Source organism: uncultured Nostoc sp. (assembly GCF_964247315.1).
GTDB lineage: Bacteria > Cyanobacteriota > Cyanobacteriia > Cyanobacteriales > Nostocaceae > Nostoc.
On the sequence record NZ_CAXTTT010000016.1, the window covers coordinates 27,248 to 51,975 of the forward strand.

A 24,728-nucleotide genomic window follows, 5' to 3' on the forward strand; every position below is an offset into this window, starting at 1 on the left:
CATTGGCATTGTTAGCCGACGCATTGGCATTGTCAGCCGACACATTGGCATTGTCAGCCGACACATTGGCATTGCAGGGTATTGCCTTTCTTTAATTCGCGACAAATTAATCAAATGCTGTATTTAGTGTGATAACGATACAAGCTTGTGCATTACAGAAAACCACTCTTGCTAATAAATATCTGCTAATCTTTCACCCAACTTCTAGCGAAAGAAAGAGTTTGAGACTAAGTATCTCTGTAATCATGAAATGCGGACAAGTATTAACCTGCTGAATAACTGATATGCCGCAATATTTCGGAAAACTACCCACTACTAATCAACCTTGGACAACTGTTAGCAATGTAAAAGCTGTAACCTGGGACAATAATATTATTAATTTTGACTGTGGCGACTCACGCCTTACCATCAGCGTACTTGCTCCCAATTTAATCCGCGTGCGTTTGGCACTGACTGGGGAATTTATGCCTCGCCGCTCTTGGGCAGTGACGCTGGATGATGCAGAATGGACGACGACACCTTTTACAGTCCAGGAAACTGAAGCAACGGTAGAAATTGAAACAGCACAGATTCGTGTGTGCGTCCAGCGAGAAAAGTGTCGCATCGCTTGTTTCGATAAAGATAACCGTCCCTTTGCTCAAGATGCAGAGATGGGGATGGGTTGGCGGATGGGCGCAGTTGCAGCGTGGAAGGAAATTGCAGCCGATGAACATTTCTATGGCTTTGGTGAACGCACAGGCTTTCTGGATAAACTCAGCGAAGTAAAAACCAACTGGACAACGGATTCCTTAGATTATGATGCACTGACTGATGAAATGTACCAGGCAATTCCATTTTTTATGGCTTTGCGCCCTCAGGTAAGCTATGGCATCTTTTTCAATACCACTTTTTGGAGTCAGTTCGATATAGGTGCTGAACAACCAGGTATTTGGAAGATGGAAACTCGTGGCGGTGAATTGGATTATTACATTATCTACGGCCCCGAACCTGCCCAAATCCTGGATACATACACTCAGCTAACTGGGAGAATGCCATTACCGCCGAAATGGGCGCTAGGTTATCATCAATGTCGCTGGAGTTATGAATCAGAAACCGTTGTGCGGGAACTAGCAAAGGAATTTCGCCAACGCCGCATTCCCTGCGATGTCATCCACCTCGATATTGACTATATGCGGGGTTATCGGGTGTTTACTTGGAGTCCCCAGCGTTTCCCTAACGCAGCAAAACTCATCAGTGATTTAGCACAGGATGGTTTCAAAACAGTCACAATCATTGATCCTGGTGTGAAATATGAACCAGAAGGCAATTATCACGTTTTTGACCAAGGATTAGAAAACGATTATTTTGTGCGTAAAGCCGATGGTACATTGTTCCACGGCTACGTTTGGCCTGAGAAAGCTGTTTTTCCTGACTTTTTACGTCCTGATGTGTCTAATTGGTGGGCTGATTTACACAAAAGCTTAACTGATGTTGGTGTGGCAGGAATTTGGAATGATATGAATGAACCTGCCATAAATAATCGCCCTTTCGGTGATGAAGGTGAAAAGATTTGGTTTCCGCTAGATGCACCACAGGGGGGAGAGGGAGAAAATTCAAAATTCAAAATTCAAAATTCAAAATTAAGAATTGATGTGACTCATACGGAAGTGCATAACTTGTATGGGTTGATGATGGCTAAAGCCTCCTATGAAGGGCTGGAACGGCATCGAGGCTCTGAGCGATCGTTTGTGTTAACGCGATCGGGTTATGCTGGTGTGCAGCGCTGGTCTTCTGTGTGGATGGGAGATAACCAATCGTTGTGGGAGCATTTAGAAATGTCTCTGCCGATGCTTTGCAACATGGGACTTTCGGGTGTGGGGTTTGTGGGTTGCGATATTGGCGGGTTTGCTGGTAACGCCACAGCTGAATTATTCGCTCGCTGGATGCAGGTAGGAATGCTGTACCCAATGATGCGCGGTCACTCAGCAATGTCTACTGCTCGTCATGAACCTTGGGTATTTGGCGATCGCGTTGAAAATATCTGTCGAGAATATATTAATCTACGTTACCAACTACTTCCCTATATTTACAGTCTTTTCTGGGAAGCGGCAACAACAGGCGCACCGATTTTAAGACCATTATTGTACCACTTCCCCAACGATCCAAAAACCTATAGCCTCTACGATCAAGTATTGCTAGGTGCATCGCTGATGGCTGCACCAATTTACCGCCCTGGAGTTGAGCATCGAGCTGTCTATTTACCCGGCGGCACTTGGTATGATTGGTGGAGTGGCGATCGCTACGAAGGCCCGATGCACATTCTTGCCCATGCACCACTAGAAAGAATGCCACTGTATGTTCGTAGCGGTGCGATCGTCCCTATGCAACCTGTCAGCCAATACGTCGATCAAGCCCCACTCGACGAGATCCGATTACGGATTTGGCGTGGTAATAACGAATATCAGCTGTTTGAAGATGATGGACAGACAAACGAGTATCAAGACAAAAATTTTTCGCTAACAAACATCAGCGTATTCACTGAGTCTAATCAAACAGTAGTGGAAATTGAAGCAAGAGGTGGGGAATGGACGCCTTCACCGCGTCAAGTGATTGTAGAACTTGTTGGTGTTGGAGAGCAACGTTTCCAAGACGATGGTAAGCGTCATACTCTGCAATTTTGAAATACTCGCAAAGGTGGTTTTTTGAACCACCATTATTTCCTACTTTAAATAGTGCAAGAAAAAATATGCATAAAGGTGGATGAAAACCAAGTCAAGGGGTAACATACAATACAAAGGACATAAATGGTTAAATCGTAAAAAATACGTAAGTTTACTTCGCTAGATAGATGCGGTTAGAGAACACTCAATGTTAAATATTAACCGCTTGCGCCTGCAAGATAGATTTAAAGTCTCTACAAATGCACTTGTGGCAGGAGTCGCAAGTGCGATCGCTGTTTTTGTTGGCAGCTTGGTAGTAGTTGGTTGGTGTCTTGACATTGAAGTTCTTAAGCGCGGCTTCCCTGGTAGTCCTGCCACAATGAAAGTCAACACAGCGCTGTGTTTTGTGCTGTGTGGTGTGTCGTTATGGCTATTTTTAAAAGGAAGGGGTAAAGAACTCTTAGCAGGAACCAAGGGGAACAGAACAATTCAAAATTCCCCCCACAGCGCCCTATCTACTACTCTTCTAATTTCTAAGGTCTGTGCAATAGCGGTTACTACAATTGCGGCGCTTACACTCTTTGAATATCTGTTTGGCTGGAATTTCGGCATTGACGAGTTACTGTTTCGCGATTCGCGAACTAGTTTAGCGACATTGTATCCAGGGCGAATGGGGGTGAACACAGCAGTGAACTTTATACTGGTCAGTGTCGCTCTACAGATTCTGGTTCATCCAAAAACCCACCGCAGTAATTGGTATGCCCAAATTATCGCTCTGATTGCTACTTTAATTTCCTTTCAAGCGCTGATGGGCTATGCCTACAAAGTGAAAGTTCTCTACGGATTTGCCCCTTACACAACATCAATGGCGTTACACACAACGGTGTTGTTCCTCTTACTAAGTATGGGCATTCTGTGGGTGCGGGCAGAACATGGATTAATGAAGGTTGTTACAAGTGATACTTACGGTGGCTTACTTGCACGTCGTTTACTAGTTGCCGCGATCGCAGTACCTTTTATATTGGGGTGGGTAATTGTTGAAGGGCAACGGGCAGGACAATACGATCCGGCATTTGCAGTATCGGTGTTTGCGATCGTTTTGATTGTGATTTTTACTATTTTGATTTGGCAAAGTGCGGCGGTTATTGAACGCCTCAGCCATCAACGCGACCTTGCCCAGAAGGCACTGAGAACGTACGAAGCTAAACTAGGGAGTTTTGTAGATGCTAACGTCATCGGCATTCTGTTTGGCGACGTATATGGCGGTATCCAGCAGGCAAACGACGAATTTCTGAGGATGATTGGTTACACACAGGAGGATTTGTCAGCAGGTAAGTTAAGTTGGAGCAATATCACACCACCAGAGTATCTATACTTGGATGAGCGAGGTGTTGCCGAAGCCCAAGGAAATACCAACGCTGCTTGTACGCCCTACGAGAAAGAATTTATTCGCAAGGATGGTAGCCGTATCCCGGTTTTAGTTGGTTACGTGTTGCTAGGAGAAAACCGCGAAGAGTCAGTAGCGTTTATCCTAGATTTGAGCGAACGCAAACAAGCAGAAGCAGAACAACAAAAATTAGCATCGCTAGTAGAAAATAGCTCTGACTTTATCAGCATTGCCACCCTTGAGGGTCAATTACTCTACATAAATGATGCAGGTCAAAAGTTGGTAGGGTTTGCCAACCTGAATGAAGTAAGGCAAAAAGCAGTATTAGATTACTTCATGCCCAAAGACAAAGCCTATTTCCAAAAATATATACTGCCGACTGTGCTATCAGAAGGGCGTTGGCAGGGAGAATTTTGCTTTCGGCATCTCCAAACAGGTCAACCGATACCAGTTGATTACAATATTTTCACTGTTACAGATAACAACACAGGTCAGCCAATTGCCTTAGCAACTGTGACTCGCGACATCAGCGAGCAAAAGCAGACCAAGGAACAAATATTACAACTAAATAGGGATCTACAGCGCCGGATTACTGAATTACAAACTTTGTTAGAGGTGATTCCTATTGGAATTGGCATTGCCGAAGATCCAGAATGCCAAAATATCAAGGTCAACCCTGCTTTTGGCAAGCAATTGGGGATATCCTCAGATACAAATGGCTCCCTCAACGCTCCCGTGGATGAAAGACCGACAAGCTTTAAAATCTACCGCGAGGGAAGGGAACTGTCAACAGAGGAACTGCCAATGCAATACTCTGCTGCTCATAGTGTTGAAGTTCTAGATTTTGAAGTTGATATAGTCCATGACAATGGCAAAATCGTCAACCTATTGGAGTACGTTGCACCTCTGTTTGACGAAGAAGGTAAAACCAGAGGAAGCGTTGGTGCATTTTTAGATATTACGGAGCGCAAACAGGCAGAGGAAGTACTCCTAAATCAGCAAAAATGGCTAGAAGATGTGTTAAATCTGATGCCAAGACCGTTGCTGTTTATCGAACCAGAAACGGCACGGGTAACTTTTGCCAATCGCTCTGCTGACGAATTAGCTGGGGGCGAATTTCCCAAAGGTATACCCGCCGAAGATTATCACACAGTTTACTACTACACAGATGCCGCTGGCGATCGCATCCCCAATGAACTTATGCCAGGAGTACGGGTTGCTCGTGGCGAACGCCTGAATGGATTGGAAGTAGACTGGCACACCCCCGATGGTGTACGCTCTTTACTGATATTTGCTGATACCTTGCCAGCAATGCACGGTCATCCGGCTACCTGTATCTTGGTGTTCCAAGAGATTAGCAACCTCAAACGGGTAGAAAAAGCACTCTCGTTAGGTTACAAAAGGCTAAAGCTACTATTTGACACTGCCAACGATTTACTATCGAGTCAGCAACCAGTAGTACTAATCGATAGCGTCTACCAAAAACTAAGAGACCAAATTGGTTTAGATATTTACTTTAACTATTTGGTTGTGGATAACTCTCAGGTAATGCGGCTAGAGTCTTACAGTGGCATTTCCCAGGAAATAGCAAAAGAAATTGAATGTTTGGCATTTGGTGAAGCGGTTTGTGGTAGTGTAGCGCTCTCACGCCATCCCATAGCTGTAGAGAATGTGCAGCAATCAACTGACCCGCAAACAGAATTGATTCGCTCTTTAGGTATTACTGCTTATTATGCCTACCCATTGCTCGCCCAAGGACGGCTATTGGGTACTCTTTCTTTTGGTAGCCGCACCCTGTTAAGCTTCACTGACAATCAAAAAGGGATGATGCAAGCAGTATGCGACCAAATAGCGATCGCAATGGAACGGGCTAGTTTAATTGCTTTTTTGCAACAACAAACTGAGGAGTTGCAAGAAGCCAACCGGATGAAGGATGAGTTTTTAGGAATATTGTCCCACGAATTGCGATCGCCCCTCAATGCCATCCTTGGCTGGGCGCAATTACTGCAACGAGGCAAGCTCAGTGATACCCAAATGGCTAGGGCAACGGAGACAATTGAGCGCAACGCCAAAGCGCAAACCCAGCTAATTGAAGACTTACTGGATATATCGCGGATGAGTAGAGGCAAGTTACGTCTCAATGTCGGTACTTGTAATTTAGTTCTCATAATTGAGTCAGCCATCGAGACTGTTAGTTTAGCCGCCCAATCCAAGGAAATCGATTTGAGATTTTCCCTGATTCCCTCAAAAGAAACGCGAAATGCGCCACTGGGGATACTCCCCGTGGTCACTTTCGCGCCAAATTCAGATTGGGAATTAGGAGTTAATCACGAAAATCTCGAATTTTCAGCAGCACAATCCCAAACCAATCAATATTCAGAGGACAGCAAGCTGGGCGAAAATTCTCAATATTTAATTTCCGGGGATTTCGAGCGCTTACAACAAATTATCTGGAATCTGCTATCCAATGCCATCAAATTCACACCCGTTGGAGGAAGGGTAGAGGTGCAATTGTCAGTGGTTAGTGGACAAGAAAAACGACAGACAACGGATAAATATGCCCAAATTCAGGTGATTGATACAGGCATTGGTATAAGCCCTAATTTTCTTGCTTACGTCTTTGATCGCTTTCGTCAAGCTGATAGTTCTAGCACTAGAATCTATGGTGGATTAGGACTAGGATTAGCGATCGTCCGTCATTTAGTAGAATTACATGGCGGTACTGTCCACGCAGATAGCCCAGGTAAAGAACAAGGAGCGACGTTTACAGTCAAACTGCCACTACTCAAGAGTGCCCACCTTCGTCCTTTCGCCCCTCTGCCCCCCTCTGTCCCTGCGCCTCTCTCCCTCCTTGGTGTGCGCGTGCTGGTTGTAGACGAGCAAGCCGATACCCGTGAATTCATCACCACAGTCCTCGAACAGTACCAAGCAGAAGTTAAAGCTGTAGCATCAGTTCCAGAAGCATTGCAGTTAATTACACAGTGGAAACCAAATGCTTTAGTCAGCGACATCAGTATGCCCCAAGAGGATGGTTACTCTTTGATCCATAAAGTGCGATCGCAACCACCAGAACTAGGGGGAAATATTCCAGCCGCAGCGTTGACAGATGATACTAGGGAAGAGGATCGGCTGCGAGCTATACAAGAAGGTTATCAGCGACATTTACCTAAACCTATTAAAGCCGCTGAGTTAACTACAGTAATCGCCAGCCTTGTTGGACGGACTTAAAAATGGGGCTTTGGGGAATATGAATTAAATTCTGTCCAATGCCTGATTTGCTTTTTTTTAATATCAAAATTTATACAGCATAATTCAGAATTCAGAATACAGAATTCAGGAGTAAAACACGCTTTATCATTTTTCATGAATCAAATAGGAATCCTATATAATGTCCGAATAATTAGTTATGATTCCCATAGTAATTAACCACTTACTTACTACGTGCTTTTAAGTAGTCCTTCTACTTACCGAGATTCGGGAGGTTGTTGCAGGCGTAATAGGGTATTATAAACCTGGCTTTTTAAGATAGTATTATTTTGTAGTTCTATAGTAATTTTGTTGAACTGTTCAAATCTCAAACCATTATCTTCAACAATTTTTTGAGCGTGATTACAGTAGTTCACTGCGATATCTTGAGCCTTCTTTGGAAGACCATTTATGCTATTAGAGTCGTTGCAAACAATCTGGGGAATTTCTCCATTGCCAATAAGTTTTTTAATTTCTTCAAAGGCATTTTGACGGGCTGGCTCCATTGCTAGCACAGCTTGAGCGTAACTGTTGATTTCAGTATTGTTAACTATTGGTGGTGGAGTTTGAGCCTCAGCTTTGGAACTGAATGAAAAAGCGTTAGAAATCACACCCACAGAAGCGATCGCGCCGAAAAATAACGAGCGCGAAAGGGTTCGCTTTCGGCTAGTTCGGGAAAATAAATCGGAAATTTTCTTCATATAGTATGTGACACAAAACTAGATCAGGGATATTATAAGAACTTTGAATTATTTTCGGAGTTGGAAGTTCCAGAAACTGCTCAATAGATCAAGCTTTTATATTTGATTATCAATTTCCTCGGCAGACTTGACAAAGTTCGATTACTTTAGTCTGGAGTGTTGACATTTCGGATGCTCCTTGCTTAAGGCTAACTTCTAACTCCAGTAGTAGGGGTAAGCAAGAGATTAACTGTTGCACAGAAAGCAGCTTGATTTCTTGCTGTAAGAAGTAAATCCGTTTGGGATTACCGATATCAGCAGCAATAGCTATCGCTTGTTGATTGCGTTCCCCACTTTCTATCATAATCTTGACCCACAGCCAGGTGCGAAATTGCCCAATCAGTGTCGCAACTATCCGTAATCCCGGCTCGGAAGCATTGCTCAAATCTGCCAGTGTTGTCAAAGCTTTAGCTGTATCTCCTGTTCTGATTGCTGCTGCTAATTGTAAGCTATTTTGAGTAGTATTTCTTACTAACTTTGTAACGGTATCTGTGTCTAAAGGCTTATTACTACCTTGGGCATATAGCCGTAATTTCTCTAGCTCATTGTAGAGAAGCCGTGTATCATTTCCTACGGCTTCTGCTAACAGATGGGAAGTATTGGCAGTCAGTTTCACGCCCACAGTCTGGGCTGCTTGATTAACAGATTGCACCAGTAATTCTGTTTTCCAAGGGGGAATGAGGGGAAATTCTCGGAATTCGGTAGCAAACTGTTTTAACAATTTCGTGGATTTGAGACGTTCATCTGGCTTGTTGCGACTGGTAAGCAATAAAAATGAGTTTTCGGGAATGACTCTTAGCGATCGCCCCAATTCTGCCAACACATTCTCTGGACAGTGCTGACACAGAGTAGTATTTATCAGGCATACCAAGCGCCCACCAGCGCCAAAAGTAGGCGTCATCACCTGATTTAACCCCTGGATAGCAGCATCAGCTCGATCTGGGGAGAATGCAGTGTAATTAAAACTTGTCCATTGGGGATCGAGGACGCGATCGCGCAAAATAGCGATCGCCTTTTCCATTGCAAAATCATCCTCACCCCAGTAAACATAGATTGGCATAGATAAACCTTGTAGTAGATGGGCATTGGGCATTGGGCATTAGAAATTGGGAATTAATTATTCTCCCCTGCCTCCCTTGCTCCTCTGCTGCCAAAAATTAAATACTTTTGAAATCATTCTGTTAATCAAGGTAATTTTCCCTAAAATCTATCAAGTGAGAGCGTGAGGCTATCAAGATTGGACGACAACTATCAAACTTACTTAAATCGGTTAGCAAGACTGACGCTGCCTGAAGCCTACAGATCCCAAGCCCAGCATATTCAGGAATCTTCTAAGTTTCAGCCACATTCTGGGTTGAGACAAGCAGCATCCTTTCCTGGCTATACGCTAATTACCCCGCCGGCAGAAGAAGAATCACACAACTCTGCTTTCTATGCCAAATTACAGACTTATCAACAGGAACTTTTGCAGTTGCCTGTAAACCGTAATTTGATTGTACCTGTACCTCCTGCTAGCTTCCATCTGACTTTAGCGGATTTAATTTGGGACAATGCTTACCTTGATGCCTACGAAAAGAATCCTAAATTTGACGAGGAGTTACACTCTTGTTTAGCTGAAATATTTCAAAAATATCAACAATTGATGACAAATAAGAGTCATCCAATTAAATGGCAAATGCTAGGACTAATACTGATGCCAAGAGCTGTAGCCATTTGTTTAGTCCCTCAAGATGAACGCTGTTATGAGGAAATTATTCAATTTCGCCGAACAATTTATCAAAATCCCAAGTTAATTGCCTTGGGTATTGAGCAGCATTATCACTTCACGGCCCATGTTACATTAGCCTATTTTGGGGAGGTTACATCTGACCTAGACCGCATAAGCTTCAGCACTATGCTTTCTCAATTGAATGAACAATGGCTGTTGAATTTGCCAGAATTTTTGATTGATCGTGTTGAATTACGGAAGTTTGACAACATGACACGCTATTATCGTGAATCAAACTGGCCGATTTTAGATTTTTAAGTAATTAGTTAGTAATTAGTAGTCAGTAGTTTCCACTCACTGACTACTGACTACTGATTATTAGTTATGTCTGCCTGAAAATAGATAATGAATTTTAATCCATCTATTTAAAACCATGCTTTAAACAAAATCTCCAGCCTAAAATTCCGGTTGTTGATAACCGAGGTAAATTGCTTCTAAAAAAACATCAGGTGTAACAGCTTCTGGCAATTTTTCTAAATGAATAATAGCTTTAACTTGCTCGGCTAGCTTTAGAGATAGTGAGGTTCTTGCCTTTAACGACATTGCAGCACGTCGCTGTAAATATTCACGAATCACAGCAAAATCATCTGGCATCAATTGCGAGAAATCAGCAATTTCGATTAACTGTTCATGAAGTCCTTTTGCCTGTTCTGAAATTGTCAATTTTGCAGATGCAGTGGGTGTTTGGGCTTGAATGACAATTGTACCAGCAGCTAAATCACCTAAGCGCTTTTCACGGTTACCCAACATAATTAAAAAAGCACCAATAAACAAAGTTTCATCAAAGGGCCGCAGTAAAGCACGTAGCGTTGCTTGTTGTAGCCCGATCAGTCTACCATCATCTCGAACTACGCGAATTTTAGCAACCCTTTTACCAGGAGTTTGCCCAAACCATAAGGTTTCAAAAAATACAAAATAGCCGATGTAAATTGCAAAAGCGATAATGAAGAAAATTGCTAACAACCAAATATCTAAACTTGGTAAATTGGTAAAAAAGTATTCAACAAAATTTAACAGCTGTGTCGAGAAGACACTCCAAGTAAGAACAAACAGAAGCAAAGTTACACCCAACACTGTATAGTCAATTAGGAGTGCCAAGGCTCGATTACCGATTCCCGCTAAAGTGAATTCCAACTCTACACTTTCTGGAGTCTGGAATGTGATGCGATTAAAAAAGCGCATATTTTAAATAATTCAAAATTAATAGAGTTGGATTAAGGTGTTGGGTTAACGAAAATCTTGCGAGGGAGGTTCTCGTAATTGCAAACCTAGACCTTCACGCCGACTACGCAAGTCCAAGTATAAAACAGCTTTTAGTGCTTGCCAGAATGGCATGACTAAAACTCCACCGATCAAACTTCCAATCAGAGAAATAAGATAGACAATCGAGTAGATAGCAGTACCAGGCTCAAGCCTGATTAGGAATAAGCTAGGTATATAGTTTAATACAAACACTAGCGGCAATGTAACGATAAAACCAACTAAGACAATGCCTTGGATGCGAAATACTGAGGCTTTAGTTAACTCCCAACTTCTGGCAACACTTTCGCCACCATTGATATTTTCCTCAACTGCTAATGGAACTTCAGCTACTATCCAACGAGAGTAGAACCAGGTTAGTCCTAACAGCACAAGAACTCCCGTTACAATTAATCCCATAATGGTGGCTGTAATACCTGCACTAACACCTAATATCCCTCCTAATACTCCTCCGATCAACCCACCTAGTACACCGCCCACGATCGCTAGTCCAATATAAATTACCAGTAAAGATATACCTACTTGGAAAGCAACTCTTAAAAATGACCAAAGACGTGGATTAATATGGCTTCTGGCAGTTTGAACACCTTCAGGCTGGTAAATCAATTCTCCAAAAGCCAAGCGTGAAATTAGTCCAGAAATGGCTGCATATTTTGCCCAACCATATACAGGAACGAGAATCCACAAGTGAGCGATCGCAGCCAGATTAAGATAAGTCTTCAAATGAGAACGATACAACTTTACCGCAGCACTGACAACGTTACCAATACTCAGTGGTTGTATCTGACCGGAAGATCCAAAGTTTTCAGACATAATGCTAAATTTCCCTTGAAATTACGGAGATGAATTTGAGGCTATCTTAAGCTAAGTTAAACTCAGTGTTCCTAAAATTCATGAATATTCAACGTTGGATTGCGCGACGAGAACCTAATTGGCAGCGTTTGGATGCTTTATTAAGGCAGATAGAAAAAAAAGGGTTAAAGTCTTTAGGGGCAGCAGAAATTAGAGAGTTAGCAAGTTTGTATCGTTCAGTAGCGGCAGATTTGGCACGTGCCCGCACTCAGCAAATCGGCAATACCTCGATCCAAAGTTTACAATCTTTAACAACTCGTGCTTACACGCAGATTTACCAAGGTTCGCGGCGGCAGGAATGGCAGGCAATCCTAGAATTTTATCGTTGGGGATTACCATCTGTAGTCCAGAAAGCATTTGTATACATTGCTGCGGCAACGGCGCTGTTTTTACTAGGCGCATTAGTGGCTTGGTGGTATTCTTGGCAAAACCCCAGCTTTATGCCTTTGATTATACCTGAAAGCTTGATTACCAAGGTGCGAGATGAGCATAAATTATGGATGGGTTCAATTGTCGGTGTTGAACCTCTTGCATCTAGCGGGATCGCAATCAATAATTTGTCGGTGTCTTTTGGGGCTGTAGCCGGTGGTATGACAGCTGGAGCATACACAGCCTATTTGATGATATTTAATGGTTTATTAATTGGTGCTGTTGGTACTTTAGTTGCCCAAAATAATCTGGCTTATCCTTTTTGGGCCTTTGTGTTTCCGCATGGTTCTTTGGAATTACCTGCAATCTTTTTTGCTGGGGGTGCGGGATTATTATTAGCAAGAGCAATTTTATTTCCTGGTAAATATCGCCGTGGGGATGCACTGAAATTTTATGGTTATCAGGCAGTGCAGCTAGTATTTGGGATTGTACCAATGTTGATTATTGCTGGTGCGATCGAAGGCTTTTTCTCTCCTAATCCCAGCGTACCTGAGCCGATTAAATATCTGGCAGGAATAGGATTATTTATACTTTTAGTAATGTATTGTAGTCGCAAGCAAACATAAAATAATTTAGATAGCAGCTGATTGGAAAATTGAAAAAATATTTTAGAATAAGGTAAATACTAATACATTTTCCGCAGCACCCGACTGGATAATCGAAATTTTCTTCCCTGAACAAAGCCATACAAAAGTTATAAAAAAAATCCTACACGCTCTCAATCACGGGACTAAAATAGGTTGGTTAATTGACCCTGATGAGCGATTCATTGCTGTTTACCCTGCGGGACAACAACCTTTACCTTTTGAGGAAATTGAGTCTGTTTTACCAGTGCCAGAATTTTGCCAGGGGTTACAGTTGACGGTAGGTGATATTTTTGGGTGGTTAAAGGTGACTACTTAACAAATATTAATCGGATTACTTTAGCATTAATGTTTTTGCCCAAAAGTAACAGAAGGTTCCACCATCTAGAGGATCAACGGCTTATACTTTCTATGATATTGATGTTCTCTATAGAGAAGAATTCTTTGTTTTTCCAAATTTAGACCAAACCATGTTCAGTTTTCAATTGCATGGAATTTAAGAATAAAATATAACCTTTGTTGTCACAGATAAACTTGGCAACAAAATTCAAAATAGAATACCGCTAAAAAACTTTGAAAAGCTGATTTGTGATTATTCAGCCACAATTAATAACTTTTTAAACTTTAATGTGAAGGTTGAAAAACGAATTGTGATTCAATCTTCTTCTCTAGTAAGAATGTGGAATTAAACTCATTTAGGATGTGAAAATTTCAAAGCATTTGAGGTTGACTACATTCTAAATCCTGGTCATTAGTGCAATTACCGATCTTAATGCACTTGAAGATTATCTTAGCGATCGCTCCTTCAAACTATTTATTTTGGGTTATTCCCACAGCAATTCATGCTATAGCAATCCTATTTGATTTAATTCAAATGGCAAGCCTTTAAATCCACGATTTATTTAAAAAAGTCACGGATGTCTTTATTCACGAAGAATTTGGGATTACTACTCAATTCCAGATACTCACCGATAACCACAGATTTATTCTCTGTTTTATACTGAAGTGAGAATTTTGAAATTGTGTTATTTTCTCAGTTGTAAGTAATTATTGAAATTAAACTGAGATTTTTCCTCAGTATATTTTTAATAAAATAACTCTAGTAAATCAAATATCAAGAAGTCAAAAAATAGTTTAAATTAATATTTAAACACATCTGAATTTTTTATTTATCATTTGTTAAATAAACTTTAACTGTAAAAAATGTAGCCTATTTAAGACTGGAATAACAGCAGTAAAATACTCCTTTAATCAGAGGTAATATGATTTTTTCGACCGCCATATTGAATCGTGTCGTTGCTACTTCAATGGTGACAACTTCTGTTGCACTTAGTCCATTTTTTGGTGCGATCGCACAAGCTGAAACTCTCAATGGTGCAGGAGCAACTTTCCCAGCTCCGCTTTACGAACGCTATGCTCGTGAAGTGAAGAAGACATATCCAGACTTGAAAATTAACTACCAAGCAATTGGTAGTGGTGGCGGTATTCGTCAAGTCATTGCTGGAACCGTTGACTTTGGTGGTAGTGATGCTGCAATGAAAGATGATGAAATCGCTAAAGTCAAGAATGGTGCAATCTTAGTACCCACAGCAGGCGGTGCTGTTTCTGTTGTTTATAATCTTCCAGGTGTTAACGATCTCAAATTGTCCCGCGCTACACTACCAGCAATTTATTCAGGTCAAATTACCAAATGGAATGACGCAAAAATTAAAGCTGATAATCCAAGTGCTAATCTACCAAATCAAACAATTAAATTTGCTGTTCGTGCCGATGGTAGCGGTACAACTTTCATTTTTACTAATCACTTGAGTGCCATCAGCGGTTATTTTAAAGGCAGAGTTGGAACTAACACTGCTCCAAAATGGAACCTGCCAAATGTCCTCAAAGGCAAAGGGAATCCTGGCGTAGCTGCTATAGTATCTCGGACTCCTGGTTCTATAGGTTATGTAGAATATAGCTACGCTGTCAAAAACAATCTGAAATCAGCATTGGTACAAAATAAGAACGGAGAATTTGTTGCTCCTTCTTTAGAATCTGCAAATGCAGCTTTATCAACTGTCACTTTCCCAGACAACTACCGCGTTTTTGTCGGAGATCCAGGACAAGGTTATCCCATTGTCGGTCTTACTTGGATGATGGTTTACAAACAGTATGCAAATGCTGCTAAAGCTGATGCAATTAAGAAATGGATTAATTGGGTATTAAAAGACGGTCAACAGTATAACGATGACCTTAACTACACCAAAATTCCATCTGATGTAGCAAATCGAGTGCTTCAGACAGTGAATAGCTCTGTCAAACCTTAATTTGCAATTTTTAGAAATTACGCACAAGAGATCCCTCTATTCCCTTAAAAAGGGAAGGGTGCTTTGAATATAGCAATCCTAAATGAGATTGTGAAAATTTTTGTTATGGTCGTCCTTGGTCATTTGTCCTTTGTAATTACAAATAACAAAGGACAAATGACTAATGACAGACTGTGTTAATAACTCGCTCTACTAGTAAAAAAAACTATTTTCTTAATTTGTAATGGCAAATTTATCAGATGATTCAAATCTAGGCGATGAAAATTTCAATCTAACTACTAACAGTGGCACAAATTTCTGGTTTGACCAAGGCTTTACACGGCTAGTATACTTTTTTGCTGTGATTACCGTTGCAGTATTATTGTTAATGAGTTGGGTAATTTTACACGAAGCTCTACCAGCCATTAAGCAGTTTGGAATGGGGTTTTTGTGGGGACAAGATTGGAATACAGGTAATCAGATTTTTGGTGCATTACCCTATATTTATGGAACTTTGGTAAGTAGTGCGATCGCTATTTTTTTTGCTGTCCCAGTGGGAATAGCAGTAGCCTTAGTCACGAGTGAAAATTTTTTACCTACATCGCTGCGAACCATCCTAGCATTTGTTGTTGAATTAATTGCTGCAATTCCCAGTGTAATTATTGGTTTGTGGGCGATTTTTGTCTTTATTCCAGTTCTCGAACCTTTACAAAAGTGGTTAGCCAGCACTTTTAAATGGATACCACTATTTAATACAGAAGATCCTTCTGGGACTAATATGTTGACTGCTGGAGTTATTCTCGCCATCATGATTTTGCGCACAATGGCAGCAATTAGTCGTGATGTCTTAATGGCTATTCCTAAAGAATTACGTAGTGCATCTATGGCTTTAGGTGGAACCCGTTGGGAAACAATTTTTCGAGTCTTGTTACCATCTGGATTTTCTGGAATAGTGAGTGCAGCAATGCTTGCTTTAGGACGTGCTTTGGGTGAAACAATGGCTGTAACTATGGTGATTGGTAACTCTGCTCAAATCAGCGCTTCTTTACTCGATCCAGGTTATACAATTCCCTCTGTATTAGCTAACGAATTTGCCGAAGCTGAACCAGGTTTGCACATAGGAGCTTTAAGCTATTTGGCATTAATTTTATTTGGGCTAACTCTAACTGTAAATATTGGCGCTGTCATCTTAGTGAAGTGGGTTGGCAGAAAAAATAAATAACACCATTTTACATTGAAATTACTATAAAGGCTCAGTGTAATAAGACATTTGTCAATCAAAAACTTTCAAAATTATGAGTGGTTACATTCAGTCAGAAACAGATGAATCTTTGGCGGCAGAATTATGCAGTCCTCTGCCAACAGGACGAGTAATATTTACATACACAATGAATGCGATCGCCTTTGGTCTCACAGGTCTAGTACTCATTCCTTTATTATCAATTTTGTGGGAAATTTTCATCCGGGGAATCTCTGGACTAAAATCAGAAATGTTTGTCAAAGCAGTTATTGATAATGGCTTTGGCAATGCCATCTTGGGAACCATAATCATGGTGGTTATTGGTGCTATTTTAAGCATTCCCACAGGGATTATGACAGGAATTTTCCTAGCAGAATTTGGTCAAATTAACCCAGTTGCTAGTATTGTTCGTTTTGTCACTAGTATTCTTACAGGCGTGCCTTCAATTGTTGTAGGCGTGTTTGCTTATGGTGTGATAGTTCTAGTAACTAAAGGATTTAGTGCGATCGCAGGTGGTTTTGCTTTAGCCGTGATTATGCTACCTGTAATTATACTGACAACAGAAGAATCTTTAAAACTGATCCCCACATCTTAACGCCTAGCCTCTGCTGCTTTAGGTGGAACTCGCTTCCAAACTACTTTTCGGATTGTTGTAACTACTGCAATCCCCGGAATTACTACAGGCATTTTATTAGCTATAGCTCGTGCTGCTGGTGAAACAGCACCCTTAATTTTTACCGCTTTATTTAGTCTAGATTGGTCAGAAGGATTGTTAAGTCCAACAGCTTCTTTACCAGTATTGATTTTTAACCTCTACAACGACCCCGACCCACAAAAAAGTCAATTAGTGTGGACTACTTCTATAGTTCTACTCGGTTTAATTTTATGTGTCAGTATTCTCTCTCGCTTATTTATTAGACAGAGAAGTCTAAAGTAAAATAAATAATTTTTTGTATTGTTTTACATCCTGGCAAAGTATGATATTAAAAAGGTAAACTGCCGGGCTAAAACCTTGTTTGATATATCTTAATTACGAATTACGAATTACGAATTACGAATTAGCATGAGTAACCTAATTCCAGCTATCAAAGTTAAAAACATCAGCTTTTACTATGGGATAATAAAAGCTATTGAAAAGGTGTCAATAGATATTTATCAGAACCAAGTAACCGCAATTATTGGCCCTAGTGGTTGTGGTAGATCTACCTTCATCAAAATTCTTAATCGCATTAGTGAATTGGAAGGTCCCGTAAAAGTTGAAGGAGATGTAGAATTTTTTGGTCAGAATATTTATGCCCCTCGTGTCAACATCAATCGGTTACGCCGCCAAATTGGTATGGTGTTCCAAAAACCAAATCCTTTTGGGATCAGCATTTACGAAAATGTTGCCTACGGTATGAGAATAGCAGGCAGATATTCAAAATTAGAATTAGATGAAATTGTCGAATCTGCACTTCACAGCGCTGCTCTTTGGAATGAAGTCAAAGATAAGCTGGATAAATCAGCTTTAGGGCTTTCTGGTGGTCAGCAACAAAGATTATGTATTGCCCGTGCTTTAGCAGTCAAGCCGAAAGTTCTGCTGATGGATGAGCCTTGCTCGGCTCTTGACCCCATCGCTACCATGAAAGTTGAGGAACTACTCCACAGTTTACAATCTGAGTTGACGATTGCGATCGTTACCCACAATATGCAGCAAGCCGCTCGCGTCTCTGATTTTACGGCTTTTTTTAGCACTGATGAAAGTCGGATTGGTCAAATGGTTGAATTTGGCGCTACAGAGCAAATCTTTAACAACCCACTAGACCCTCGCACCCGCGACTACATTTCAGGACGTTTCGGTTAAGGTGTCTTCAAACGTGACTTATCGATTTTTGTCGATCTAGCTTGCACTAGAAGATACTCATAAAATCTAGTTTAAAAAAGTTACTAATTTATCTTTATAAAAAACTAATTCCTCACTATCTATGAGGATATATGATATTGATGTTTTTATTTATACATAAATATTTTAAATTGAAATAGACCTAATCCTTTTTCATAAGCAAGGATGCTATGTAAAAGGATGTTTTAAAAGTCATGATTGATGTATCATATAAACCCCACCCCGCGAAAGCTGTGCTTTAGCTCCCCTCCCCGCTTGCGGGGAGGGGTTGGGGTGGGGTTCTTTCATTATGGGTGATTTGGCGGACATGATATCAAATATTTTTTACCCCACTCTAACCCTCCCCGATATATTGGGGAGGGAACCGGATTTTCTTGTTTCCCCCCAATATATCGGCAGGGCTGTTTCATTCCCCAAAGAGCTTTAAAAATCAAGAGTTCTAACGATTAAAAATTGGTTATTTTGTTACCAGCGTGCCGATAAAATCAACTATCTTACTGATATTTAAGTGCTTAAATGTTGATCTCATCGTCGCCCTTACTTACAATTTTCTCGCTAAACATCTTGACAAATCCTGTTTGAAATGGAATGAAACAGCCCTGCTTTATAAGGGGGGATTAAGGGGGATAATAATTCGATTAAAATCACAACATACCACTTTTCAAACATCCTCTAAGTGAAGGTGCAAAAAATGAGTATAAAAAGTCTGCAAAAGATAAATTTTGGAACACAGTCTTGATACAAATAGCTAATAACACTTTATTTGCTGTATAACTACGTAATTTCCATGAATATATCCTTTTGGGAGTAACATAGTGAAACAGCATTGCTGATTTGTACTGTTTTACTTAATCAAGTTTTGTTTCAGACGTTTTGGGAATATGAGTAAACTAATTCCAGCCATCAGAGTCAAAAACTTCAGCTTCTATTACGAAACTAAAAAGATAGTTGAAGGCGTGTCAATGGATATTTATCAAAACCAAGTCACGGCAATTATTGGTTCTAGTGGTTGTGGGAAGTCTACTTTTCTTAAATCGTTAAATCGCATGAGTGAATTAGAAGGAGATGTGAGGGTTGAAGGAAGAGTAGAATTTTTTGGGCAGAGTATTTATGAGCGTCGTGTCAACATCAATCGTTTACGTCGCCAAGTTAGTATGGTTTTTCCCAAACCAAATCTTTTTCCCATGAGCGTTTACGATAATGTTGCTTATGGGGTGAAATTAGTTGGATGGTATCCGAAAGTAGAATTAGATGGAATTGTTGAATCTGCTATCAAAGCTGCCGAACTTTGGGATGAAGTGAAAAATAAGCTGCACAAATCTGCTTTAGAGCTTTCTGGCAGTCAACAGCAAAGATTATGTATTGCCCGTGCTTTAGCCGTTAAGCCGAATGTTCTTTTGATGGATGAGCCTTGTTCAGGTCTCGATCCTATGGGTAGTATGAAAATCGAGAATTTGATCCATAACTTGCGTTCTGAGTTGACAATTGTAATGGTTACTCACAATATCCAGCAAGTTACTCGCCTATCTGATTTTACGGCTTTCTTTTATAGTAATGAAAATCGGATTACTCAAATGGTTGAATTTGGTACTACAAATAAAATCTTTACTAACCCTGTAGATTCTCGCACCCGCGACTATGTTTTTGCTCGCATTATTTAAAGTGTTTCTTAAATTCTAGCTATTCAGAGGATTACTACATGGTGCAGGTGGAAATCAGGGGTTAAATTGAATTTCCGCTTGCTTTAAGTTTTTCTGGTGTTGGGCAATGCGATCTGATCTTGACAGTATTTTTTTATACTATATATTTAAAGACAAGTATCTGCTCTAGACCACCTGAATCATAAAATGAAATGTCCCCGGTGCGAATCTACTTCATATCGTAAAAATGGTCGTCGGAATGACAAGCAGAATTATCTCTGCAAAAATTGTGGTAAGCAATTCCTTGAGCCTGCATTCCCTCCTTCTCTAGAAACTGACTTGTTTGCTAACAGCAACGGACATACTAAACTATCTACGCCTGAAGCGACGAAACTTTCTTTAGTAAAAAACCTGCCAGAAGAAAAAATCACGGAGAAAAGTCTTGGCTCTTTTAGTTTGACATTAGCTGAACAACTGCTGCAAATTATATTATCGCCTGCTTGGTTAGAATCTGCTGCATTCAGCCAATTTATCCAAAAATTTCAACAAAAAACTGAAATAAAACATCAATTAGAAACAGGAATATCTCTTCTACTTTTGGATGCAGAGAACTTAAAATTAGATGTTAATTCAGAATTATTTTTAGCTAGTGTCTGCAAGTATCCTCTCCAATTTAAAATGGCATTTGCTAACTGGAGAAATCCAAGTATTGGAAAGCAAGATATTGAACTATATAACCGTGGCTATCAACTTGTCCACGTACCAGAGGGTAAAGATAGTGCTGATGCAAAAATGATCGCTTTTGGTGCTTGTGTTTCACGCTCTTATCCAACAGTTAAAGAAATATTAGTCTGTTCTAACGATGGAATTTTAATTCACCTTTGCAACGAACTCCAAAACCAGGGGTTAATTGTCTATTGGGTACGTAGACAAGGGCAAACTTTACATATAGAAAACCGGAATACTGGCAAATTAACTCATTATTCTTTAGCAATGGCAACAGAAGTTCCATCCTTTGAAAAAGTGGTTGAGCAAATTCAAGACTTAATTAAAAATGAACAAGATTCTATTAATACTCGATTACACAGTTTAGCAACTATTGCAAATTTATTTCAAGAAAGATCCAATATCAATAATAAATTTAATCCTCAGCAACCAGAAATTGAAGAAATTATCCCTATTATAGATGACCCATCTGCACAATCTATTCAAGAAAAAGAAAAAGAAGATTCCGCAGAAATTCTTAATGAAAAAATATTAAATAAATTACTATTAAAAATTATCCAAGATATACAAATCAAGTCTCCCCAAACTAAATTATCTGTGTCTAAACTAGGTTCTGAGTTACGGAAAATAACCGGAGAGTCTCCTAATTCAATTATTAAAAAATTAAAATTAGGTTCCAATTTTACCAAATATTTAGAATCATCTCCCACATTTAGATTAAAAATGAGTGGCAAGGAATGTGAGGTAATTCCGCTACTCTCCGAATAGATATTTTCTGGATGTTTACGTACAACCCGAGCCTGTAATTCTGTATTATGTAAAAAGATGTAAAGAAATATAAATAATACGATGCAGGATAAAGTTGTTGTTATTGTCGGTGCTACTGGTGGTATTGGTTCAGCTTTAACACAAAAACTTGCGTCTACCGGAGTCCGGTTAGTACTGGCTGCTAGAGATGCAGTTCGTTTAACCACACTGGCTGCTGATTTACCAGGAGAAGTTTTGACTGTTCCCACCGATATTACTGACCCACTACAGGTAGATACTTTGATTGAAAAGACTATCGCTGAGTTTGGTCAAATCGATATTTTAGTGAATGCAGCTGGTGCTGGTATACTCAAGCCCTACAACAGCCTGGAACCCGCTGATTTAGACAAGATGTTAGATGTCAACTTAAAAGGTAGCTTTTACACTACTCAGGCGGCTGCTGAAGAGATGCAAAAGCGCAAGTCTGGTCACATCTGTAATATGGTTGGAATTCTGGGCAAGCATTCGATGGGGACGGCAGCAGCTTATTCGGCTTCTAAGTTTGGTGTTGTCGGTTTCAGCAAGTGCATGGCAGAGGAACTCAAGCGTTTTGGTATCAAGTTCACGCTATTCTACTTTGGTGGAGTAGATTCTCCTTTCTGGGATAACGTCAACTTAAAAGTAGACCGGAAAAAAATGCTTAGTCCTGAAACTGCTGCCAATGCGATTTTCTTTGCCCTTTCTGCCGAACCACAAGCTGTGCCAATGGAAATTAACATTCAACCTGATAGTCATTTGTTCTTTTAGAGTGGGAATACGCTTACATAATTATTGCTTAGGAAAGACATGAAAATCTAGTAGAAAAGGCAAAATTTACAGATATATAAACTGTTATGCTGAATTTTCAATATCTATGAAAATTGCTCGCGTTCATTTCTATGTAGAAGACGCCAAAATGTGGCGGGATTGGTTTGTACGTCATCTTGGTTTTCAAGCAGTAACCGATCGCATTAGTTCATTTCACACTTGTACAGAAGTGGTGAAAAGTGGTGATGTCTGCTTTTTTCTATCTTCACCACTGTTGCCTACAAGTCCAGTAGCTGAATTTCTGCGGCAATATCCACCTGGTGTGGCAGATGTCGCTTTTGTTGTCGAAGATGTCGAAGGCGCGATCGCCCTAGCTCAAAAACACGGTGCTACAATCCTACAACCCATCCAGGAACGCCAAGAGGGTACGGGATTCATCAAATGTGGTAAAATTGCCGCCTGGGGTGGACTGACTCATACATTGATAGAAAAGTCATTAGTCAGTGGTCATTTGTCATTGGTTTTTGACAAAGGACAAATGACTAATGACAACACTTTTACCGCCATAGATCACGTAGTTCTGAACGTGCCAGTTAGTGAATTGGATCGGGCTGTGGCTTGGTACGAAAAAATTCTAGATTTTCAACCCCAGCAAGCATTTAAAATTAAAACCAATCACTCTGCTTTACACAGCCAGGTGATGGTTTCGCGCAATGGTAGCGTTCAATTGCCCATTAATGAGCCGGCTACCAAGAATTCTCAAATTCAGGAATTTCTAGATGTCAATCGGGGGCCAGGAATTCAACATATTGCCTTGCGGACGACTAATCTTGTGAGTGCGATCGCTAAATTTCGTGCCAGTGGTTTATCTTTACTCTCAGTTCCCCAAACCTATTACTCACAGCTAAAACAACGTCCTGGACTTCCATTATCAGTTTTGGAACTTGAAGCGATCGCGCAACAGGAAATTCTGGTGGACTGGCAAGAAGATACTCCCGCAGAAGGAGGAAATGCCGCACCCTTATTATTACAAATTTTCACCCAGCCAATATTTGAACAGCCGACATTTTTCTTTGAGTTTATTGAACGCCGTTTCCAAGCTCAAGGTTTTGGCGAAGGGAACTTTCGCGCCTTATTTGAAGCCATTGAAAGCGAACAAATCAAACGCGGTACTTTGCAATGATGCCTGAGTACAAAATATTAATTGAAATTCAGCCAGACTCCAAATAAGTTGATTTTATAGACAAGCAACTTCAGCAATTCAATATAGGCAAGATTGGAGATTACCAATATACGCCACTGTTTCTATTGCTGCGTGATTCAGAAGAAAATGTAGTGGGCGGCTTGGAAGGTTTTATCGGCTTGGGATGGCTTCATATCGGTACTCTCTGGATTGCAGAGGAGTTAAGAGGTAATGGATATGGAAAAGCGCTACTTTTGACAGCAGAGCAAGAAGCTGTTAATCGTGGCTGCTTAAACGTATATGTTTTTACTTACAGCTTCCAAGCTCCTGAATTTTATCAGCACTTGGGATATGAAGTTTTTGGAGAGTTAGCAGATTTTCCTCCAGGTCATCGTCGATACTTTCTTAAAAAGAATTTACAAAAAATCCTCAGCCAAACTTAATAGTCTCTAAAAATACCCATACATCTGAGATAATTTTAATAAAAATTAACATTTTCCGCCGATGATAAGACTGATTACTGACTTCGACGGCCCAATTATTGATGTTTCCGAACGGTACTACCGCGTTTATCAATTCTGCTTAGATAAAACCCGTCGCCCAGATCAAGTAGTGCAAGAACTTCCGAAAGCAGAATTTTGGCAGTTCAAGCGATCGCGTGTTCCTGAAAAACAAATCGCTTTAAATTCCGGGTTAGACGAAGCTCAAGCCCAAGAATTCGCTCAGTTGCGACGGCAAACTGTGCATACAGAACCTTACTTTCACTATGACACTCTCGCGCCTGGTGCTGTGGATGCACTGTTAAAAATTCAACAAGCTGGAATTGATTTGGCAGTGATGACGATGCGCCGATTTCGGGAACTAGATTATGCCTTCCAAAAACACGATTTAGGGAGATTTTTCCCAGAAAATCGTTGTTATTGCTTGACTAACGACTATGTTAAAACTCGCGATATTGAAGATAAGCCCTTGTTGATGGCTAGGGCATTAAAAGAACTGCCCCCATCTGCTGATACCTGGATGGTGGGCGATACGGAAGCCGATATTACCGCAGCTAAAAATTATGGGATTAAGGTGATGGCTGTGGAATCTGGAATTCGCGATCGCATCCAATTAGAACTTTACCACCCCGACTTAATCGTTAAGGATTTTAGCGCTGCTGTAGATTTAGTTCTAAGAGCTAAACACCTTGTTTAAAAAGGCTCTGTAGCTGCAACAGATTCAATTAATCAGCATTCGGGTTGCAAATTAAAATATTAAAATAGGAGTCAGAATAGGTATTCTGACTCCTGACTTTTTTATTTCAGAAGAAC

General features: G+C 40.5%; 18 protein-coding genes and 2 pseudogenes. 16 read left to right on the top strand and 4 right to left on the bottom strand.

What is annotated here, in order from left to right; all coding sequences use genetic code 11:
- The first annotated feature begins 284 nt into the window (after nucleotides 1-284).
- Complete coding sequence (locus ACFE93_RS07335) at nucleotides 285-2,660, top strand: glycoside hydrolase family 31 protein (RefSeq protein ID WP_375472689.1); 2,376 nt, start codon at nucleotides 285-287, stop codon at nucleotides 2,658-2,660.
- A gap of 187 nt (nucleotides 2,661-2,847) precedes the next feature.
- Entirely contained in the window at nucleotides 2,848-7,254 is a 4,407-nt protein-coding gene (locus ACFE93_RS07340; RefSeq protein ID WP_375472690.1) for a PAS domain S-box protein, read from the top strand.
- 236 nt (nucleotides 7,255-7,490) lie between these two features.
- Here ACFE93_RS07340 and ACFE93_RS07345 read toward each other — a convergent pair whose 3' ends face one another.
- Both ACFE93_RS07345 and holA read right to left on the bottom strand, forming a co-directional pair.
- Nucleotides 7,491-7,973 carry a DUF4168 domain-containing protein gene (locus ACFE93_RS07345; RefSeq protein WP_375472691.1) on the bottom strand — a complete coding sequence of 161 codons (483 nt, stop codon included), beginning with the start codon at nucleotides 7,971-7,973 and terminating at the stop codon, nucleotides 7,491-7,493.
- A 109-nt stretch (nucleotides 7,974-8,082) separates the two neighbouring features.
- Nucleotides 8,083-9,072 (bottom strand): DNA polymerase III subunit delta, encoded by a 990-nt coding sequence (holA, locus tag ACFE93_RS07350; protein ID WP_375472717.1) that lies wholly within the window; start codon nucleotides 9,070-9,072, stop codon nucleotides 8,083-8,085.
- Nucleotides 9,073-9,249: 177 nt separating this feature from the next.
- On the opposite strand from holA, the gene ACFE93_RS07355 reads away from it, so the two are divergent.
- Nucleotides 9,250-10,038: a DUF1868 domain-containing protein gene (locus tag ACFE93_RS07355; protein WP_375472692.1), complete on the top strand. Its 789-nt coding sequence runs from the start codon at nucleotides 9,250-9,252 to the stop codon at nucleotides 10,036-10,038.
- 138 nt (nucleotides 10,039-10,176) lie between these two features.
- Here ACFE93_RS07355 and ACFE93_RS07360 read toward each other — a convergent pair whose 3' ends face one another.
- The gene (locus tag ACFE93_RS07360; RefSeq protein WP_375472693.1) at nucleotides 10,177-10,962 is read right to left on the bottom strand and encodes an RDD family protein; all 786 of its coding nucleotides are present in this window, start codon (nucleotides 10,960-10,962) and stop codon (nucleotides 10,177-10,179) included.
- 45 nt (nucleotides 10,963-11,007) lie between these two features.
- A complete protein-coding gene (locus ACFE93_RS07365; protein ID WP_375472694.1) occupies nucleotides 11,008-11,853 on the bottom strand; it encodes a hypothetical protein in 846 nt (281 codons plus the stop codon).
- 80 nt (nucleotides 11,854-11,933) lie between these two features.
- On the opposite strand from ACFE93_RS07365, the gene ACFE93_RS07370 reads away from it, so the two are divergent.
- The 13 genes and pseudogenes from ACFE93_RS07370 to ACFE93_RS07430 all read left to right on the top strand — a co-directional run bounded on the left by ACFE93_RS07370 (nucleotide 11,934) and on the right by ACFE93_RS07430 (nucleotide 24,612).
- On the top strand, nucleotides 11,934-12,887 hold the full coding sequence (locus tag ACFE93_RS07370) for a stage II sporulation protein M (protein WP_375472695.1): 954 nt from the start codon (nucleotides 11,934-11,936) through the stop codon (nucleotides 12,885-12,887).
- Nucleotides 12,888-12,960: 73 nt separating this feature from the next.
- A pseudogene (locus ACFE93_RS07375) lies at nucleotides 12,961-13,224 on the top strand (Uma2 family endonuclease); the annotation flags it as partial.
- Nucleotides 13,225-13,659: 435 nt separating this feature from the next.
- The gene (locus ACFE93_RS07380; protein WP_375472696.1) at nucleotides 13,660-13,794 is read left to right on the top strand and encodes a hypothetical protein; all 135 of its coding nucleotides are present in this window, start codon (nucleotides 13,660-13,662) and stop codon (nucleotides 13,792-13,794) included.
- 373 nt (nucleotides 13,795-14,167) lie between these two features.
- Complete coding sequence (pstS, locus tag ACFE93_RS07385) at nucleotides 14,168-15,211, top strand: phosphate ABC transporter substrate-binding protein PstS (protein ID WP_375472697.1); 1,044 nt, start codon at nucleotides 14,168-14,170, stop codon at nucleotides 15,209-15,211.
- A 223-nt stretch (nucleotides 15,212-15,434) separates the two neighbouring features.
- Nucleotides 15,435-16,412: a phosphate ABC transporter permease subunit PstC gene (gene pstC, locus ACFE93_RS07390; RefSeq protein ID WP_375472698.1), complete on the top strand. Its 978-nt coding sequence runs from the start codon at nucleotides 15,435-15,437 to the stop codon at nucleotides 16,410-16,412.
- A 73-nt stretch (nucleotides 16,413-16,485) separates the two neighbouring features.
- Nucleotides 16,486-17,367, top strand: a pseudogene (gene pstA / locus ACFE93_RS07395) (phosphate ABC transporter permease PstA).
- A 126-nt stretch (nucleotides 17,368-17,493) separates the two neighbouring features.
- Nucleotides 17,494-18,273, top strand: a complete 780-nt coding sequence (gene pstB, locus ACFE93_RS07400) for a phosphate ABC transporter ATP-binding protein PstB (protein WP_375472699.1) — start codon at nucleotides 17,494-17,496, stop codon at nucleotides 18,271-18,273.
- Between the two features lie 920 nt (nucleotides 18,274-19,193).
- Nucleotides 19,194-19,973 carry a phosphate ABC transporter ATP-binding protein gene (locus tag ACFE93_RS07405; RefSeq protein ID WP_375472700.1) on the top strand — a complete coding sequence of 260 codons (780 nt, stop codon included), beginning with the start codon at nucleotides 19,194-19,196 and terminating at the stop codon, nucleotides 19,971-19,973.
- A gap of 318 nt (nucleotides 19,974-20,291) precedes the next feature.
- Nucleotides 20,292-21,446: an NYN domain-containing protein gene (locus ACFE93_RS07410; RefSeq protein ID WP_375472701.1), complete on the top strand. Its 1,155-nt coding sequence runs from the start codon at nucleotides 20,292-20,294 to the stop codon at nucleotides 21,444-21,446.
- 81 nt (nucleotides 21,447-21,527) lie between these two features.
- Nucleotides 21,528-22,232: an SDR family oxidoreductase gene (locus ACFE93_RS07415; protein ID WP_375472702.1), complete on the top strand. Its 705-nt coding sequence runs from the start codon at nucleotides 21,528-21,530 to the stop codon at nucleotides 22,230-22,232.
- A 106-nt stretch (nucleotides 22,233-22,338) separates the two neighbouring features.
- Nucleotides 22,339-23,415: a 4-hydroxyphenylpyruvate dioxygenase gene (hppD, locus tag ACFE93_RS07420; protein ID WP_375472703.1), complete on the top strand. Its 1,077-nt coding sequence runs from the start codon at nucleotides 22,339-22,341 to the stop codon at nucleotides 23,413-23,415.
- Nucleotides 23,416-23,540: 125 nt separating this feature from the next.
- Nucleotides 23,541-23,858 carry a GNAT family N-acetyltransferase gene (locus ACFE93_RS07425; protein ID WP_375472704.1) on the top strand — a complete coding sequence of 106 codons (318 nt, stop codon included), beginning with the start codon at nucleotides 23,541-23,543 and terminating at the stop codon, nucleotides 23,856-23,858.
- Nucleotides 23,859-23,919: 61 nt separating this feature from the next.
- The gene (locus ACFE93_RS07430; protein ID WP_375472705.1) at nucleotides 23,920-24,612 is read left to right on the top strand and encodes an HAD family hydrolase; all 693 of its coding nucleotides are present in this window, start codon (nucleotides 23,920-23,922) and stop codon (nucleotides 24,610-24,612) included.
- The last annotated feature ends 116 nt before the right edge of the window (nucleotides 24,613-24,728 follow it).